The sequence below is a fragment of the Bacillus sp. SRL337 genome, from assembly GCF_984799155.1.
In genome coordinates this window covers 2,530,939-2,545,284 of sequence record NZ_OZ481793.1, presented here as the reverse complement: position 1 = coordinate 2,545,284, position 14,346 = coordinate 2,530,939, and the positions used below count along the sequence as shown (strand labels likewise).

21 protein-coding genes and 1 pseudogene are annotated in these 14,346 nt (G+C 42.8%); 20 read left to right on the top strand and 2 right to left on the bottom strand.

From position 1 onward, the window contains the following. Positions 1 to 3: 3 nt before the first annotated feature. The 9 genes from AC4E8A_RS12900 to AC4E8A_RS12860 all read left to right on the top strand — a co-directional run bounded on the left by AC4E8A_RS12900 (position 4) and on the right by AC4E8A_RS12860 (position 5,673). Positions 4 to 612: a TetR/AcrR family transcriptional regulator gene (locus tag AC4E8A_RS12900; protein WP_490193557.1), complete on the top strand. Its 609-nt coding sequence runs from the start codon at positions 4 to 6 to the stop codon at positions 610 to 612. A gap of 64 nt (positions 613 to 676) precedes the next feature. Continuing rightward, complete coding sequence (locus AC4E8A_RS12895) at positions 677 to 1,492, top strand: ZIP family metal transporter (RefSeq protein WP_490193556.1); 816 nt, start codon at positions 677 to 679, stop codon at positions 1,490 to 1,492. 373 nt (positions 1,493 to 1,865) lie between these two features. Next, positions 1,866 to 2,129: a hypothetical protein gene (locus AC4E8A_RS12890; protein WP_490193555.1), complete on the top strand. Its 264-nt coding sequence runs from the start codon at positions 1,866 to 1,868 to the stop codon at positions 2,127 to 2,129. Positions 2,130 to 2,945: 816 nt separating this feature from the next. Beyond that, positions 2,946 to 3,218, top strand: coding sequence for a hypothetical protein (locus tag AC4E8A_RS12885; RefSeq protein WP_490193554.1), 273 nt, complete (start codon positions 2,946 to 2,948; stop codon positions 3,216 to 3,218). Between the two features lie 91 nt (positions 3,219 to 3,309). Next, on the top strand, positions 3,310 to 3,567 hold the full coding sequence (locus AC4E8A_RS12880; RefSeq protein WP_490193553.1) for a hypothetical protein: 258 nt from the start codon (positions 3,310 to 3,312) through the stop codon (positions 3,565 to 3,567). A gap of 47 nt (positions 3,568 to 3,614) precedes the next feature. After that, the gene (locus tag AC4E8A_RS12875) at positions 3,615 to 3,821 is read left to right on the top strand and encodes a hypothetical protein (RefSeq protein WP_490193552.1); all 207 of its coding nucleotides are present in this window, start codon (positions 3,615 to 3,617) and stop codon (positions 3,819 to 3,821) included. 78 nt (positions 3,822 to 3,899) lie between these two features. After that, on the top strand, positions 3,900 to 4,658 hold the full coding sequence (locus AC4E8A_RS12870) for a GNAT family N-acetyltransferase (RefSeq protein WP_490193551.1): 759 nt from the start codon (positions 3,900 to 3,902) through the stop codon (positions 4,656 to 4,658). A gap of 537 nt (positions 4,659 to 5,195) precedes the next feature. Further along, positions 5,196 to 5,378, top strand: a complete 183-nt coding sequence (locus tag AC4E8A_RS12865) for a hypothetical protein (protein ID WP_490193550.1) — start codon at positions 5,196 to 5,198, stop codon at positions 5,376 to 5,378. Between the two features lie 70 nt (positions 5,379 to 5,448). Then, positions 5,449 to 5,673: a DUF3953 domain-containing protein gene (locus AC4E8A_RS12860; protein WP_490193549.1), complete on the top strand. Its 225-nt coding sequence runs from the start codon at positions 5,449 to 5,451 to the stop codon at positions 5,671 to 5,673. A gap of 55 nt (positions 5,674 to 5,728) precedes the next feature. Here the strand turns inward: AC4E8A_RS12860 and AC4E8A_RS12855 are convergent, their stop codons facing one another. Next, positions 5,729 to 6,166 (bottom strand): hypothetical protein, encoded by a 438-nt coding sequence (locus AC4E8A_RS12855; RefSeq protein ID WP_490193548.1) that lies wholly within the window; start codon positions 6,164 to 6,166, stop codon positions 5,729 to 5,731. Between the two features lie 99 nt (positions 6,167 to 6,265). Here AC4E8A_RS12855 and AC4E8A_RS12850 point away from each other — a divergent pair, with 99 nt between their 5' ends. From AC4E8A_RS12850 to AC4E8A_RS12815, 8 genes and pseudogenes are all read left to right on the top strand, one after another. Beyond that, positions 6,266 to 7,234: a DUF2268 domain-containing putative Zn-dependent protease gene (locus AC4E8A_RS12850; protein WP_490193547.1), complete on the top strand. Its 969-nt coding sequence runs from the start codon at positions 6,266 to 6,268 to the stop codon at positions 7,232 to 7,234. Positions 7,235 to 7,254: 20 nt separating this feature from the next. Then, complete coding sequence (locus AC4E8A_RS12845; protein ID WP_490193546.1) at positions 7,255 to 7,545, top strand: hypothetical protein; 291 nt, start codon at positions 7,255 to 7,257, stop codon at positions 7,543 to 7,545. A gap of 42 nt (positions 7,546 to 7,587) precedes the next feature. Continuing rightward, positions 7,588 to 8,085, top strand: a complete 498-nt coding sequence (locus tag AC4E8A_RS12840) for a hypothetical protein (RefSeq protein WP_490193545.1) — start codon at positions 7,588 to 7,590, stop codon at positions 8,083 to 8,085. Between the two features lies 1 nt (position 8,086). Further along, entirely contained in the window at positions 8,087 to 8,740 is a 654-nt protein-coding gene (locus tag AC4E8A_RS12835) for a hypothetical protein (protein ID WP_490193544.1), read from the top strand. 59 nt (positions 8,741 to 8,799) lie between these two features. Next, positions 8,800 to 9,366, top strand: a complete 567-nt coding sequence (locus AC4E8A_RS12830; protein ID WP_490193543.1) for a DUF4256 domain-containing protein — start codon at positions 8,800 to 8,802, stop codon at positions 9,364 to 9,366. A gap of 265 nt (positions 9,367 to 9,631) precedes the next feature. Next, complete coding sequence (locus AC4E8A_RS12825) at positions 9,632 to 9,988, top strand: DUF6054 family protein (protein ID WP_490193542.1); 357 nt, start codon at positions 9,632 to 9,634, stop codon at positions 9,986 to 9,988. Between the two features lie 16 nt (positions 9,989 to 10,004). Continuing rightward, a pseudogene (locus AC4E8A_RS12820) lies at positions 10,005 to 10,503 on the top strand (DUF3916 domain-containing protein). A 43-nt stretch (positions 10,504 to 10,546) separates the two neighbouring features. Beyond that, entirely contained in the window at positions 10,547 to 11,257 is a 711-nt protein-coding gene (locus tag AC4E8A_RS12815; RefSeq protein ID WP_490193541.1) for a class I SAM-dependent methyltransferase, read from the top strand. Positions 11,258 to 11,294: 37 nt separating this feature from the next. On the opposite strand, the gene AC4E8A_RS12810 is transcribed toward AC4E8A_RS12815, so the two are convergent. Further along, positions 11,295 to 11,546: a YueH family protein gene (locus AC4E8A_RS12810; RefSeq protein WP_490193540.1), complete on the bottom strand. Its 252-nt coding sequence runs from the start codon at positions 11,544 to 11,546 to the stop codon at positions 11,295 to 11,297. 855 nt (positions 11,547 to 12,401) lie between these two features. Here AC4E8A_RS12810 and AC4E8A_RS12805 point away from each other — a divergent pair. From AC4E8A_RS12805 to AC4E8A_RS12795, 3 genes are all read left to right on the top strand, one after another. Next, entirely contained in the window at positions 12,402 to 13,016 is a 615-nt protein-coding gene (locus tag AC4E8A_RS12805) for a TetR/AcrR family transcriptional regulator (protein WP_490193539.1), read from the top strand. Positions 13,017 to 13,064: 48 nt separating this feature from the next. Next, a complete protein-coding gene (locus AC4E8A_RS12800; RefSeq protein WP_490193538.1) occupies positions 13,065 to 13,475 on the top strand; it encodes a Spx/MgsR family RNA polymerase-binding regulatory protein in 411 nt (136 codons plus the stop codon). Between the two features lie 441 nt (positions 13,476 to 13,916). After that, on the top strand, positions 13,917 to 14,339 hold the full coding sequence (locus AC4E8A_RS12795) for a hypothetical protein (protein WP_490193537.1): 423 nt from the start codon (positions 13,917 to 13,919) through the stop codon (positions 14,337 to 14,339). Positions 14,340 to 14,346: the final 7 nt, after the last annotated feature.

Sequence of the window (14,346 nt, the reverse complement as noted above, 5' to 3'; positions counted from 1 at the left end):
GAAATGGATAAACACAAAAAACAAACAGATCCAAGGATTCTCCGGACCAGGCAGCTGCTGAAAGATGCCTTTGTGGATCTGCTTCAGGAAATGGATATAGAAAGACTATCAGTCAACCGACTGGCAGAACAGGCGACCATTAACCGTGTCACCTTTTACCTTCATTATAAGGACATATCCGATATGCTCGAAAAGATGGCCGAAGAGATGATCCAGGATGTTTCGGTGGTTTTAGGCGAGCCAGAAGCCAACCAGTCATCCAATGATGAAGAGAACATGAGGATGCTTGAGAGGTTTCTTGAGCATATTGCAGGGAATGCCAAATTCTATAAGACGATCCTTGCATCCAGAGGCATACCGATTTTTAAGGAACGATTATTGTCCTTTTTGACTGAATGGCTTGTACAGAGGATCGACAGCAGAGGCAGCGATTCTTTCGTGAAGCAGGCCGGCATCCAAAAGGAAATCCTTCTGTGGTATGATGCGGCAGCTGTCATCGGCACGGTTGAGGCATGGCTGCGGAACGATATGCCCTATACACCTGCCTATCTGGCAAGGCAGTTTTATTTGATCCATAAAAGGGGACTGGACAATGGAGACTCAAATAATTGACTATTATTTTGCTGAAAGCTAAAATGTTTCCTAAGGTAAACATTTATTAGAAGGAGTCCTTAATATGGTGGAGTTTTTTCAACAGTTTAACCCGATTACTCAAGCATTTATCGCTACCTTATTTACATGGTTCATGACGGCATTAGGTGCTGCACTTGTCTTTGCAACCAAGACAATGAATCAACGATTATTAGACAGCATGTTAGGCTTCGCCGGCGGCGTCATGATTGCCGCCAGTTACTGGTCATTGCTGGGACCGGCGATCGAATTGTCAGAGGACCATTCGATAGGCGCGTGGTTTCCTGCCGCAATAGGATTTTTGTTAGGCGGGGTCTTTCTATGGGGAATCGATAAGATCCTGCCACACCTTCATCCCAATACTCCTCTCAGCGGGGCGGAGGGACTTCATTCAAAACAACGAAAAAGAAGCACACTGCTGGTCCTTGCCATTACGCTTCATAATATTCCGGAAGGATTGGCTGTTGGGATTGCGTTCGGTGCACTGGCAAATGGAGGTGCGGAGGCTTCACTGGCAGGGGCTGTCACCCTCGCCCTTGGGATCGGTATTCAAAACTTCCCCGAAGGCCTCGCGGTTTCCATGCCGTTAAGGGGAGATGGCATGTCCCGCAGGAAAAGCTTTTTCTATGGCCAGTTTTCAGGCATGGTCGAACCGATTGCTGCTGTCATCGGCGCTTTTGCCGTTGCATTCTTCGAACCTTTGCTGCCATATGCTTTAAGTTTTGCTGCCGGTGCGATGATATTTGTAGTGGCAGAAGAAGTAATCCCGAGCTCACAGGAAAATGGCCATAAGGATCTGGCTTCCATGAGTTTGATGGTCGGGTTTGTGTTGATGATGATTCTGGATGTGGCTTTGGGATGAGATAGGGGTATTAAGAGGCATTGCGGATTCCGCGATGCTTTTTTTTTGTATGGCGCTTTTTTTGTGCTGAGTGTGTGGCGGTTCCTTCAAAGTGGAGATATAGTGATTTGTTCTTAAGGGGTAGGTGTTGCGATTTGGTGGGAATCGGGACAGGATGAGGTGGTTAAGGGGAGGTTCTGTCGTGATTTGGTGGGAATCGCGACAGGATGAGCTGGTTAGGGGGAATTTCTGTCGCGATTTGGTTGGAATCGCGACAGGAAGAGGCGGATAGGAGGAGTACCTGTCGCGATTTGGTGGGAATCGGGACAGGAAGAGGAGGTTAGGAGGAAATTCTGTCGCGATTTGGTGGGAATCGGGACAGGAAAAGCTGGTTATGAGGAATTTCTGTCGTGATTTAATGGGAATCGTGACAGGAAGAGGAGGTTATGAGGAATTTCTGTCGCGATTTGGTGGGAATCGGGACAGGAAGAGGAGGTTAGGAGGGGTACCTGTCGCGATTTGGTGGGAATCGAGACAGGAAGAGGAGGTTAGGAGGAAATTCTGTCGCGATTTGGTGGGAATCGGGACAGGAAAAGCTGGTTATGAGGAATTTCTGGCGCGATTTAATGGGAATCGAGACAGGAAGAGGAGGTTATGAGGAACTTCTGTCGCGATTTGGTGGGAATCGGGACAGGAAGAGCTGGTTAGGAGGAATTTCTGTCTCGATTTGGTGGGAATCGTGACAGGAAGAGGCGGTTTAGGGGAATTTCTGTCGCGATTTAATGGGAATCGTGACAGGAAGAGGAGGTTAGGGGGAATTTCTGGCGCGATTTGGTGGGAATCGGGACAGGAAGAGGTGGTTAAGGGGAGGTTCTGTCGTGATTTGGTGGGAATCGGGACAGGAAGAGCTGGTTAGGAGGAATTTCTGTCGCGATTTGGTGGGAATCGGGACAGGAAGAGGAGGTTAGGAGGGGTACCTGTCGCGATTTGGTGGGAATCGGGACAGGAAGAGGAGGTTAGGGGGAAATTCTGTCGCGATTTTTGGGAATCGGGACAGGATGTGGTGGTTAGGAGGGGTAACTGTCGCGATTTCATGGGAATCGGGACAGGAAGAGGAGGTTAAGGGGAATTTCTGTCGTGATTTCGTGGGAATCGAGACAGGATGCGGTGATTATGGGGAATTTCTGTCTCGATTTGGTGGGAATCGAGACAGGAAGAGGAGGTTAGGAGGAGTACCTGTCGCGATTTGGTGGGAATCGAGACAGGAAGAGGAGGTTAGGAGGAATTTCTGTCTCAATTTGGTGGGAATCGGGACAGGAAGAGGAGGTTAGGAGGGGTACCTGTCGCGATTTGGTGGGAATCGGGACAGGAAGAGGAGGTTAGGGGGAAATTCTGTCGCGATTTGTTGGGAATCGGGACAGGAAGAGGTGGTTAAGGGGAGGTTCTGTCGTGATTTGATGGGAATCGCGACAGGATGAGCTGGTTAGGGGGAATTTCTGTCGCGATTTGGTGGGAATCGGGACAGGAAGAGGTGGTTAGGAGGAGTACCTGTCGCGATTTGGTGGGAATCGGGACAGGATGCGGTGATTATGGGGAATTTCTGTCTCAATTTGGTGGGAATCGGGACAGGAAGAGGAGGTTAAGGGGAAATTCTGTCGCGATTTGGTGGGAATCGGGACAGGATGCGGTGATTATGGGGAATTTCTGTCTCAATTTGGTGGGAATCGGGACAGGAAGAGGAGGTTAGGAGGGGTACCTGTCGCGATTTGGTGGGAATCGGGACAGGAAGAGGAGGTTAAGGGGAAATTCTGTCGCGATTTGGTGGGAATCGCGACAGGATGAGCTGGTTAGGAGGAGTACCTGTCGCGATTTGTTGGGAATCGGGACAGGAAGAGGAGGTTAAGGGGAAATTCTGTCGCGATTTTGTGGGAATCGGGACAGGAAGAGGTGGTCATGAGGATATCCTGTCGCGATTCCTCCAAAATCATGACTCTCTTGCTTTTTCCCATTACTATAAAGAGACATTTAGTGAATCCAGCATTTTGTTACCATTCAATTTAAAAATAGATTGTGAAGGAATCGAAATTTTGAAATAATTAGTAGGGAGGTAAGCAAAATCATAAGGGGTGGGGGCAAAGGTAAGATGAGTTGGTTATGGCAGCAGTCTTACCTCGGATTGATTGCCGGGACACGGCAGCGAATTAATCTTATGAGAACCAACCAACAAATAGGAACAAAAGAGTTGGACGGTTCTATTATTCTCAAGATTAGCGTCTGCGCTGGTTCACTTGTTTTTCAAACGATCTGGTCAAATTTGATGGAAGGGGTCGCATTCGCTTCTGTCATGTAAATTTTTTTACCTTGTTTTTAAATGCCGCGATCCTGTTCGCTTTTCGACACAGGATGGCTAAGTGGGGAGGAAGGGCGCATGGCTGCAATGGAAATGGTAGAATTGACTACGGAGAACTTGAGAGAAAGTGGTTGTTACTGCCTGAGGAGCAAACCAAAGTCTGCAGGTTACCTTAATAAAAATCAGTGGCTTTCCGAGAGGTTTGTGGATGGCCTGAAGTACATAAAACTAATCGAGGACCATAAACAAGCCGGATTTATTGAGTATATACCTATTGAATATTCGTCCAGGGTGGTTTACGGGGAAGATTATTTGGTCATTCATTGTTTGTGGGTCGGTGTTTCTGGAAAGGGCTATGCGACACAATTGATTCAAAAATGTCTCCAAGATGCCAGAGATCAGGGGAAATCCGGGGTGATAGTCGTGACAAACCGGAATACCTCATGGACACCAAGCAAGGATATTTTTATCAAAAATGGCTTTCTTGAAGTTGATCGTGCACCTTATGATTTTGAATTGCTTGTTCATAAATTCGGTGAGTCAGCTGATCCCTATTTCCCGACGAATTGGGATGAAAGGCTAGAGCCCTATACAGAGTTAACAATTCTGCGAACACAACAGTGTCCATTCATCGAAATAGCTGCCGACAACATTGCAAATGGTGCTGCCAAGTTGGGGATAAAAGCGATGGTAATTGATTTGAAGAGCAGGGAGGAACTGATGAAACGATCACCGACTCCCTACGGTGTGTATGGGGTGGTTTATAAACGAAAGCTCTTAACATTTCATCGATTGACCGTTTATTCAGCAACGAAAAGAATGGTAGAGTTGTTGTAACATAAAAAAGAGACATCCGTCCATGGATGTCTTTGCTATTGTCATCTTAATCGATCATAAAATGCTTAGCGTGCTGCACCAAAAATCTATCCCTTGAATTCAACCGGCAACTGATTCCGGATTCGTCTGGAAATAGCAAGCTGTCCACACCTAAACCGCATATTTCACCTCACTTTCTACTACTAATATATGAAACGAGAAAAAAAGTGCTTGGACAAACAGTAACTCCAAGCGGTTAGCTCTATAGTTAGACCGGTACAAATCTGAGATTTTTAACAATGAGCTTCAATGTCATCCGTTTGTTTTCAATGCAACCTTAAAAGCCTGTATATCGTCTAATACATAACAGGAAGCGGAAGCGAAGGCTACCGATGAAGGACATAAAACCGTTTTTAGTTTGTCACCATTCTTGGTGCCGTAACGATTGGCTTATATCAAAAGGGACATTTCTTTATGGATGCCTAGGCATAGTTTTACTAGCTGTGATGCTTACTTCTCTATAAAAATCAAAAAAGAGTATGAAGGGGGAATTGAAAAATGAAAATGCCGGCCATTTTTTTCGGTCTGCTGCTTATGGTGATTTTAGGGGGAGGATGTTTAATCCGCTATTTTCGCGACGGAGATGTATATATAGCGGAATTGGTTGGTGGAGTTATCGGATTATTTCTATTAATGATCAGCTTGTTTGTTGGAAAACAACAAGGGCAAGCTTCAAGGTAGTGTAAATTTGTTGAAACCTTCCAATGGCTTTCAACGTATTTAAAGCTGTGGAGGAGGGCTGACCATTTTCTTGAAAATTTTTAGAGTAAGTGTAGCTGTTATAGCCATCGCCATATCCTTATATGGGTTGATCTTTGATCGAACCTCAACATTGATACCTTATATGTTATTTTTCTTAGGGGTTTTGACGTTGAGTAACGGGGTTTATGAGTGGATATCGAGACGTAAGCAGTCTGCTGTCTTCTCAATTCTTGCTTCTGGATTCATTCTTTTTGTTTTCGTTTATACGTTATAAACGGATATAAAAACAGTGAAACTCCTGATAGGAATTTCACTGTTTATCAATCTTTCTAGTAAAAAACTTGATTATAGGCGTCATTCACGAGGTGGAAGTATCGCACCCAAATGAAGAGGGCTGCTGCGACGGCGATTCCATTTAATCCAAACGTCCAGCGAAGGTAACGTTTTCTCTGTTGCCTTTGATTTTCATGCCAGCCGCTGCTGCCCAATGCCCAGTAAGTGGCGATAAAAAATGCGGCCACAACAAGACCAGCAAGAAACCAGGTATTGAAAGCTTTTGCGTGATCCTTTAATATCGCCACGCTTTCCTGCTTGTCACTGACATCACTGACATGCGTCTGGGGTCCGCCTAGTCCATCATACATAACAAGCTGATTTTGTTCATTGATCTCAAATCTGACAAACTGAAAATCCAATATGCCGTATAGGGCAATCAAAATCCCGAGACTTATGAAAAATGCTATTGCCCATGTGCGTTTTCTTGGCATGGTCAATCTCCCTTCCATCGTTGTTATCCTTATTATTCCAAATCAGGATAATATGTCAATGGTTTTTAGAAGGTGAACCGGTGATTTAGGAGGTATTGAATGAAACTCAAGCTGAAAGCGTTGGCTGTTTTGCTTCTCCTCCTTCTCATTGCTGCTTGCTCAAATGAGGAGGAAACGCTGCCTTCCCAAACGAAGCTGGAGTTTGAGGAGAATGGCCAGCATTTTACCATTGTGCCGCTTTATGAAGAGTTCCTAGCTTATTCGAGGGACGCAATGGAAAAGCCAGAGCTAAATAATAAAGGGGAGCTTTATACGAAAGTAATCCAGCCTTTTCAACAATATATGAATGAAGAAGACGCCAGTTTAAGCGGCGGGCTCGATTATACTCCTTATTTTTACCCAACAAGAAAGGCAGAAGCTTTAGAAGAACATACAGAGAAATTACTGAAACGGCAGGACGAAATTAATGCCATCATCCAATCTTCTCTTGAAAAATCCGCTGAAAAGCTACCCGGAAAAGATAAAACGATCGTGATAAAACCTTCAGATCCCGAAGATTCCAGAATTTCCTCCTATATGAACGGGGCAGGAGCTGTGACAGTCAGTAAAGATGTCATTCTTTTGATGCTGGACCCTTCTTTCGAGAAGGAAATGGTAAACTACGTCGTTGCGCATGAATACCATCATTCTGTTTTTCTAGAGGATGATCCAGGTGATGCTAATTTGCTGCGCAGTATCATTTTTGAAGGGAAAGCCGAATCCTTTGCTTCATCACTTTTCCCCGGTGTTACGGCTCCGTGGTCAGAGCCGTTGGAACCTGAAGAAGAAAAAGTAGTTATAAATTATATAAGAAAAAATAGGGAATCGACAAGTCGTGAGATATACAATGAATTCCAAAATGGGAGTTTTGTAAATGGGATTCCAATGTGGGCCAATTATAAAATCGGCCATAAAATAACCGAAAGCTATTTGAATAATCACCCGCAAGTCCCGATAACTGAATGGACGAGGATGGATGAAAAGCAAATGGTCCTGGGCAGTGATTACAGCGAGATTGTACACGATTAAGCCCATGAGAGGATGGTACTATGAAAGAAAAATTCAGTAAGCCTTCAGCGTTATTAAGTATCGTTTGTGCTTTTACCTTATTTCTTTCTTATGAACTTGCACCGGACCAGCCAGAAGGAGCGATTGTAAGGGTCTTGCAGGCGCTGTTTTACACGGCGATCCTGTCTGGATTACTCAGCTTGCTTTTTAGCGTTATGGCCCATAGGCGTAAAGAAAAAGGGTTTCTGAAAAATATAGCACCACTGCTTCTATTCCTGATCGTTTTGGTTTATGCTCTTTCCCTCGTAGGGGTTATTGTGAGTTTTTTGTAAGGAAGCATCAGAAATTTACTATCGAATTGAAGGAGATCCATCATGATGTTTGGCTTTATAAATAAGCAGAAATTAATAAAAGATGATTTAAAAGGGATTGCCAAATTAATGTACCAGGATGTTTCAAAGGATCCATGGGACCGGGAAAACCTGACGAAAATGAATCTGGATTATAGCGTGGAGAGTGTCAGGTGGATTGATAGGTATATCGAGAGGCTGATGGGTCGGAAATATGAAACAGATCTCCTGAATGACCATTTCAATCATTTCGTTTCCCGTATAGGTGCCTATGCAGGAGAAGTGATCAAAAGGGAGCTTAGGCAGGATTTTCATTGGTATGAGGCACAATCAGTTTACAGGCATTCGTCCAACCCTGCTGCCGGTCAAGTAGAAAGGGACATCGAGACCGTTATTTATTCAAAAACGAAGGATGAAGTGATTTCTCCTTTAAGTATAGCTTCCGGGATGCTGAAAGGAAGTTCACCATACCCTTGCTTGCTTGTCTATGTAGAACAAACCATCAGGGAGCAGTCTGGATAGTATGGTGAAAAATGAGAAGGCCCTCATAAGCGCAGCCTTGATGATATGTATTTGCTGGGGAATCTATTTTTCATTTTCAGGTCTAGAATTGTTGGAATCCCGTTCGTCTTTCATGTTATTTCCGATAGAGACTATTGAAGGATATAGTGTGAAAGGGATCATCGGGAGTATCTTGTTTATCATTTCTATCATTTTGCTAGTGATGGGGCTGAAAAAATACCTTGTCCGTTCTACAGTCATTGCATTCTTTGCCTTTGCACTGCTGCCGCAATTCTTTATTGCCATCTATCAAGAAACGCTGGCCGATGGAATTGCCGCTGTATCTTATGACCAAAATGGATCGTGTGATTTTGAATCAGAAGAGGAGCCCTTCGTTAAAGGGGCATGTACCCTTTCGCTTAAGAATCGCAGTAATGACGCCGTAACCTTTGAGCTGGAATTCCTGGATTCGTTCTATATGGAAGAGGAGCCGAGAATGGCATCTCTTTTAAACGAAAATGGCCCTTATGTAATTACTTTAGAAGCCAATGAGCAACAAACGATTAGCATAAATGAATGGATTGATGTGTCAGCAATTCCGCAGCATATCACCGGGGGATCATCCGATTCCATCCATATTAAATTAATGCAAGGGAAGGAAAGCATGATTTTATAAGTACTAGTTATCAAAGTTCCAGCAGTTCGTTATACTTGAAGCATAAGAATGGAGGGGGAATGATGATGTCAAAAAAGCAATTATCTCCGGAACAGCGTGAAGAATTACTCTCAGTATTGAAGTCACGGTTCGAAAAAAACATGCACCGGCATGAATCACTGGAGTGGGAGAAGGTACAGGAAAAACTGGATGCCAATGGTGAAAAACTTTGGTCCCTTAGAGAAATGGAAAGTACAGGCGGCGAACCGGATGTGGTGAGGTACGATGTAAAGAAGGACGAGTATACCTTTGTTGACTGCTCTGCGGAAAGCCCTAAAGGACGCAGGAGTGTCTGTTATGACCGTGAAGCGTTGGAATCCAGAAAGAAACACAAGCCGGAAACCAGTGCGATGGATATGGCGTCTGATATGGGCATCGAGATCCTGACGGAAGATCAGTATCGAAAACTTCAGGACCTGGAACCCTTCGATAAAAAAACGTCCAGCTGGGTGCAAACCCCGGCAGACATCCGTAAACTGGGAGGCGCCCTGTTTTGCGATTACCGCTTCGGGCATGTTTTTCTCTATCACAATGGCGCCGATTCCTACTATGGTGCAAGGGGATTCCGAGGTGCACTGACAGTTTAACAGGCAGGAGAGAAAAATGCTGGAGATAGGAAGGTATTCTCCGGATTTCTCTTATCAAGGCTCTTTTCTTAAACTTTGTTGCTGTTCAATCCAAACTTTCACATAGTGTTTGCCTTAACCATTTGACAACCGAAAAGAGCCGATCTCCCTGGTTGAGTAAAAAACGCTGGTACCGGGAGGCAAACTCGGCTCTTGTGATTTTTCCGAAAAGTAAAATTTTTTGCGGAAAAGTTTTTTAAAAGTACACAGAGGGGATGGATCATCTATGAAGGAATACGAAGAATTCACGGTGGAGATTCTGCCGGTTGATGCCGTTACCTTGTTGTTAGCAGATGCAGAAATCAAGGAGACATTGGTTTTTCAAGACTATAAAGTCGCTCTTGGCGGGGTTACAGATGAGCAAGCGATTGCGATACTGGTCTTCGAGAAGTACTTTTTCAGAAATAATAGCTCGGCTACGTTGACGATCACCATTAGTAATTTCGAAGGGAAAACGACCGTCAAATGTATCTCCACGGGAAATGGAGCAGGACTCTTTAATATTGGATGGGGTGCTGGGAAAAGTTTTATCAAGCCGATCCGTAAAGTGCTTGATCCCCACATCCTTGAAATCAATTCATAAGGACGCGGTCTTGCATATGCGTGAGAAAAAGATCCGGGGAATAAGACGGAAGAAAAGAGATTTGCTTGACCGTATCGTGCTTAATACCGATGAATTTCCTGCAAATTTCTATAACGGCCATTGGCATATGCCTTTGCCGGCAGCAAAAGATTTCTTCATCCAAAACGCCAAGAAGAGTCAAAAAAGTATGTATCGAGATGCTTATAAGAAGAGTGGAACATTTAATAAGCATCAAACCCATCTCTAAAGAAACACTGCGTGTGGTGGCAGCGATTGATTTACCAGCATTATGGAATTCTCAAATAATTGTATTCAATGGTGAAACATACTTTAATAGCTTCTTCGAAAGGAATAATGATGTTCAAAAATGGATTCCACTTTCTTCGGAATGGGAATTTGAAAGAGAATGGCAGTTAAATATTCCTTCAAATTTAAGTGTGAAAGGGTATAAAGAAGTTATTAAAGATGAAGACGGCGAATATCATCGCGAGATTTGGTTTGTTGGAGAATTATAATATTATTATGTTAACTAAAAGATTAAAAGAAAGGCGGGTACATATGAAGGAAAGTGTGAGGACAACTTTTGATGAACTGGCAAGCATTTATGAACAGTCGGTTGATACAGACAGTTTGTACAATAGCGAATATGAAAGACCGGCCATGCTGGACCTGCTTCCCTCCAATTTGCAAGGAAAGGCAGTTCTGGATGCCGGGTGTGCAGCCGGCTGGTATACTCAACAGCTCATTGATCGGGGAGCCAATGTGGTGGCAGGAGATATCAGCATGGAAATGATCAACGCTGCAAAAAGGCGTGTTGGAGAAAAGGCAGATGTGGTGTGCATTGATTTGGAAGCGGTTCTGCCCTTTGAGGATCAATCCTTTGACTTCATTATCAGTTCACTGGCACTTCATTACATAAAGGACTGGCAGCAACCATTTAATGAATTTCATAGGATTCTTAAATCTGAAGGAGGCATCTTGTTTTCTGTCCATCACCCACTCACAGATATCAAGCTCCTCAAAGACCCCAAGTACTTCTCCACAGAATTGATTGTCGACGAATGGAAAAAACAAGGAAAAACCTTCGAGGTCCCATTTTACAGACGTCCGCTTCATGACATATTGAATATGACCTTATCCTACTTTTCATTAGAAAAAGTCAAGGAGCCGACCCCAACCATGCGGATCAAAAGGGAAGCGCCAAAAAGTTATAAAAAACTGATGACAAGCCCTCAGTTTTTGATTATCAAAGCGAATAAGAAGCAGTGACATTCAATGGAATTGAAAAAACAGCCAACAGGCTGTTTCATTTTAAATATTTATCAGCCAGGGTATTGATGGCCGTTACCAATTCATCTGTATTTCCTTCAAATAAATGAAAGTTAAGGGATGAACGGAGCTTATCAGTTTGAAAACCTTCGTCATTCTCCTCCTTGAATTCTGCAGACCAATGAATGGCGGGGATGGAAACAATGAATCTTTTATCATCTGTCAGATACAAGAAAACCTCTGCAGATTTGTTTCCGGAAATCGTTATTTTTTCATACGAGGTAATCATTTCATCACTCGATTCTTTATTTATGTGAATTTTCTAAAGTATACCATTTTATTTTAGTGAGATAAAGCGATAAACCAGGGTTCAGAGGTTTTTCTTCCTATAGAAGAGAGGAGTTGTAAGTTGCTGTATACATTAAAAGAGTTAGTCAGACTGATGATGGATCGGGTAAGGTGCAGACCCAAAATCGGCTATACCACGTTTGCTCCGTTAAAAATAATCCCTGAGTAAACAATCATTGATCATGAACAGAAAATGGTCACTGGAATTGTCCGCTACAATGAGAAATTGTATCTTTCGGTCATAGTAGATGTTGGAAATAATAAAATCACCACGGAAGGAAGTTTAAGAGGCATTGAGCATATAATCAAGCCATTTAAACAGAAGAATTACCTAGACATGATCCGTTCCGAGGCTGAAGGCTTAATCCGGAATGGAATTGATGGGAACAATTAACCCATGCCATAAGTGCAAAACCATCTGTCATCCTTAAATCGGATGGACGGTCGATCATTAGCCCCATTTCGGCACTAGAAAGCTTCACAATCACCAATGACTTTGTAAGGAAAAAAAGCCATCTCCTTTGGACTCGAAAATCTGATAACGGGAGAGGACGCATCAAAACTGAATCCCGTGGCTGAAGCCTTTGTAATGCGTGACTAACACAGCAAAAGGTCAGTTTCCCATGAAAAGAGGAAACGAACGAAAGATTACTTGACCAATCCTGCCATTACATACTGACTAAAATAATTTCACATACTAACCAAGAAAAACCTTAACTTTTGACAAAGTGACATCGTGTCATATACAATGGTTATATCATCAAGTGACACGTTGTCATATGTTTGGAGTGATCATATGCCGAATGCAACTTTTTTTAACCTATCAGAGAGTAAACGGAAGACTCTGATTGAAGCAGCAGAGAAGGAATTTTCCAGAGTTCCACTGCATGAGGCGTCGATTTCGAACATTATCAAAGCAGCCGGAATTCCAAGGGGAAGCTTTTATCAATACTTCGAGAATAAGGACGATCTGTATTTCTATTTACTGGACGAAAAATTAAAAGTGGGAAAAACGCATTTCCTGACGAAATTGGCTGAACATAAAGGCGATATCATTGAAGCTTTCATAGAAATGCATCATCAGTTTCTGGTGATGATGCCTGATGAGGAAGAGGAGAACTTCATTAAGAATGCGTTGCTGTATGCCACGCACAAAGTCGAAAATTCTTTCACCTACCTGGCTGATGCGAAACAGGATCAGAAACATTTTCAAAAAATGATGGAGTTGATAGATAAGCAATCCATCAATGTCAAAAGTGATACAGACTTGAACCTGATCCTGCAAATCATTGCAGCTGTCGCCTTTCACAACTTGATAGAAAAATTATCGAAGAGATTATCCGATGAACAGGCAATTCAGAATTTACGGGTCCAGATGGATCTTATCAAATTTGGAATATACAAGAAGTAATGTGCTGCAGGAATATTCCTGGATTATAAAAAATAGGAGGAATGTCAAATGACTGTTACAGTGTATGGCCGTACCTGCAGATCGACCAAGCGGGCGAAGCAGTGGTTAAAAGATAACGGAATTCCCTTCAAGGAGAGAAATATTGTCCAAGAACCGATAACAGCGAGTGAAATCCATAATATCTTACATATGACCCAGGATGGAACAGATGAAATACTGGCTACCCGATCTTCGCTGTATAAAGAGCTGAATTTAAACTTGGATGACCTATCCCTGAATGATCTGCTTGATCTCATTAATGAAAATCCCAAGCTGCTTAAAAGTCCGATTATTGTTGATGAAAAACGGATCCTGGCTGGATTCAGTGAAGATATTCGACAATTCCTTCCAAGGAAATCCCGTTTAAATTGGAGAATGAATCACATTGAATATTGGGATTTGATTGACTGGGGAATATAAAATCATAAGAGGTTGGCATGGAAAGACTTGTCTGGTGCGAGTCTTTTTTTGTTTGTCTTTTGGAACTGACTTGAGATTCAGTCTAAACGATCTTTACTGCAAAATGACCGTTTCTTAAAGAATCATACCCGCTTAAATCCTAACAATTACGCTTGGTAAAGAAAGCTATCGTTACACTCACTCATTAGTCCTCAAGCGGTAAGATTACCAGTTAGAACGAGAATATAAAAAAGGCAAATTAAAAACCTTTAAGAAGTACATCAAAACAGCAAAACGCAAATAAACTCTTAGAAGGATCTTCAGTGGGTAGGACGCCTTAAAGACGAAAAAATCAACGAGTCTTATGCCTTACTTTCCATTCATCTGCATAGATCTTTCTCGGGATACTTCGAAACTTAATATGCGTGTATTCCGTCTAATAGTAAAGAGGGAGGAATTCCTTTGCGTCCATTTATTGTTTTGCTTATGTTATCTTTGTTTTTTATGCAAGGGTGCAGCCCGGAAGACCACGATCGGTCTGCTTTGGTTCAATATGAGTACCTGTCTGAAACGGAAGGTCTTTCCGAGGAGGTCAAACAGTGGCTGGATGATTCCAAACTCTCTGAAGATGCGGGAATTCACAGCTTAAGTGCAGAAGACGGAATAACCTATGTACATGCGGCAGGGTATAAGAAAGCAAAGGTTGCTTATATCTTTGAGGATATTGAAGGAAAGTTGAATGAAAATTTGAAGGTGACTCTATTAAAAGGAAGCAGCAGTGATACCACTTTTATAAAGATTTCATATGACTCCGGCAATTGCTGCGATAGGGAGATCTATGACGAAACAGACAATGAAAGCGAGTTTTATGATGCACCTCAATAACACAAAT

What these genes read in the sequence shown, in the direction of transcription:
- AC4E8A_RS12900 (WP_490193557.1), top strand. Translation starts at nt 4, where the DNA reads ATGGATAAACACAAAAAACAAACAGATCCAAGGATTCTCCGGACCAGG.
- AC4E8A_RS12895 (WP_490193556.1), top strand. Translation starts at nt 677, where the DNA reads ATGGTGGAGTTTTTTCAACAGTTTAACCCGATTACTCAAGCATTTATC.
- AC4E8A_RS12890 (WP_490193555.1), top strand. Translation starts at nt 1,866, where the DNA reads ATGAGGAATTTCTGTCGTGATTTAATGGGAATCGTGACAGGAAGAGGA.
- AC4E8A_RS12885 (WP_490193554.1), top strand. Translation starts at nt 2,946, where the DNA reads ATGAGCTGGTTAGGGGGAATTTCTGTCGCGATTTGGTGGGAATCGGGA.
- AC4E8A_RS12880 (WP_490193553.1), top strand. Translation starts at nt 3,310, where the DNA reads ATGAGCTGGTTAGGAGGAGTACCTGTCGCGATTTGTTGGGAATCGGGA.
- AC4E8A_RS12875 (WP_490193552.1), top strand. Translation starts at nt 3,615, where the DNA reads ATGAGTTGGTTATGGCAGCAGTCTTACCTCGGATTGATTGCCGGGACA.
- AC4E8A_RS12870 (WP_490193551.1), top strand. Translation starts at nt 3,900, where the DNA reads ATGGCTGCAATGGAAATGGTAGAATTGACTACGGAGAACTTGAGAGAA.
- AC4E8A_RS12865 (WP_490193550.1), top strand. Translation starts at nt 5,196, where the DNA reads ATGAAAATGCCGGCCATTTTTTTCGGTCTGCTGCTTATGGTGATTTTA.
- AC4E8A_RS12855 (WP_490193548.1), bottom strand. Translation starts at nt 6,166, where the DNA reads ATGCCAAGAAAACGCACATGGGCAATAGCATTTTTCATAAGTCTCGGG.
- AC4E8A_RS12850 (WP_490193547.1), top strand. Translation starts at nt 6,266, where the DNA reads ATGAAACTCAAGCTGAAAGCGTTGGCTGTTTTGCTTCTCCTCCTTCTC.
- AC4E8A_RS12845 (WP_490193546.1), top strand. Translation starts at nt 7,255, where the DNA reads ATGAAAGAAAAATTCAGTAAGCCTTCAGCGTTATTAAGTATCGTTTGT.
- AC4E8A_RS12840 (WP_490193545.1), top strand. Translation starts at nt 7,588, where the DNA reads ATGATGTTTGGCTTTATAAATAAGCAGAAATTAATAAAAGATGATTTA.
- AC4E8A_RS12835 (WP_490193544.1), top strand. Translation starts at nt 8,087, where the DNA reads ATGGTGAAAAATGAGAAGGCCCTCATAAGCGCAGCCTTGATGATATGT.
- AC4E8A_RS12830 (WP_490193543.1), top strand. Translation starts at nt 8,800, where the DNA reads ATGATGATGTCAAAAAAGCAATTATCTCCGGAACAGCGTGAAGAATTA.
- AC4E8A_RS12825 (WP_490193542.1), top strand. Translation starts at nt 9,632, where the DNA reads ATGAAGGAATACGAAGAATTCACGGTGGAGATTCTGCCGGTTGATGCC.
- AC4E8A_RS12815 (WP_490193541.1), top strand. Translation starts at nt 10,547, where the DNA reads ATGAAGGAAAGTGTGAGGACAACTTTTGATGAACTGGCAAGCATTTAT.
- AC4E8A_RS12810 (WP_490193540.1), bottom strand. Translation starts at nt 11,546, where the DNA reads ATGATTACCTCGTATGAAAAAATAACGATTTCCGGAAACAAATCTGCA.
- AC4E8A_RS12805 (WP_490193539.1), top strand. Translation starts at nt 12,402, where the DNA reads ATGCCGAATGCAACTTTTTTTAACCTATCAGAGAGTAAACGGAAGACT.
- AC4E8A_RS12800 (WP_490193538.1), top strand. Translation starts at nt 13,065, where the DNA reads ATGACTGTTACAGTGTATGGCCGTACCTGCAGATCGACCAAGCGGGCG.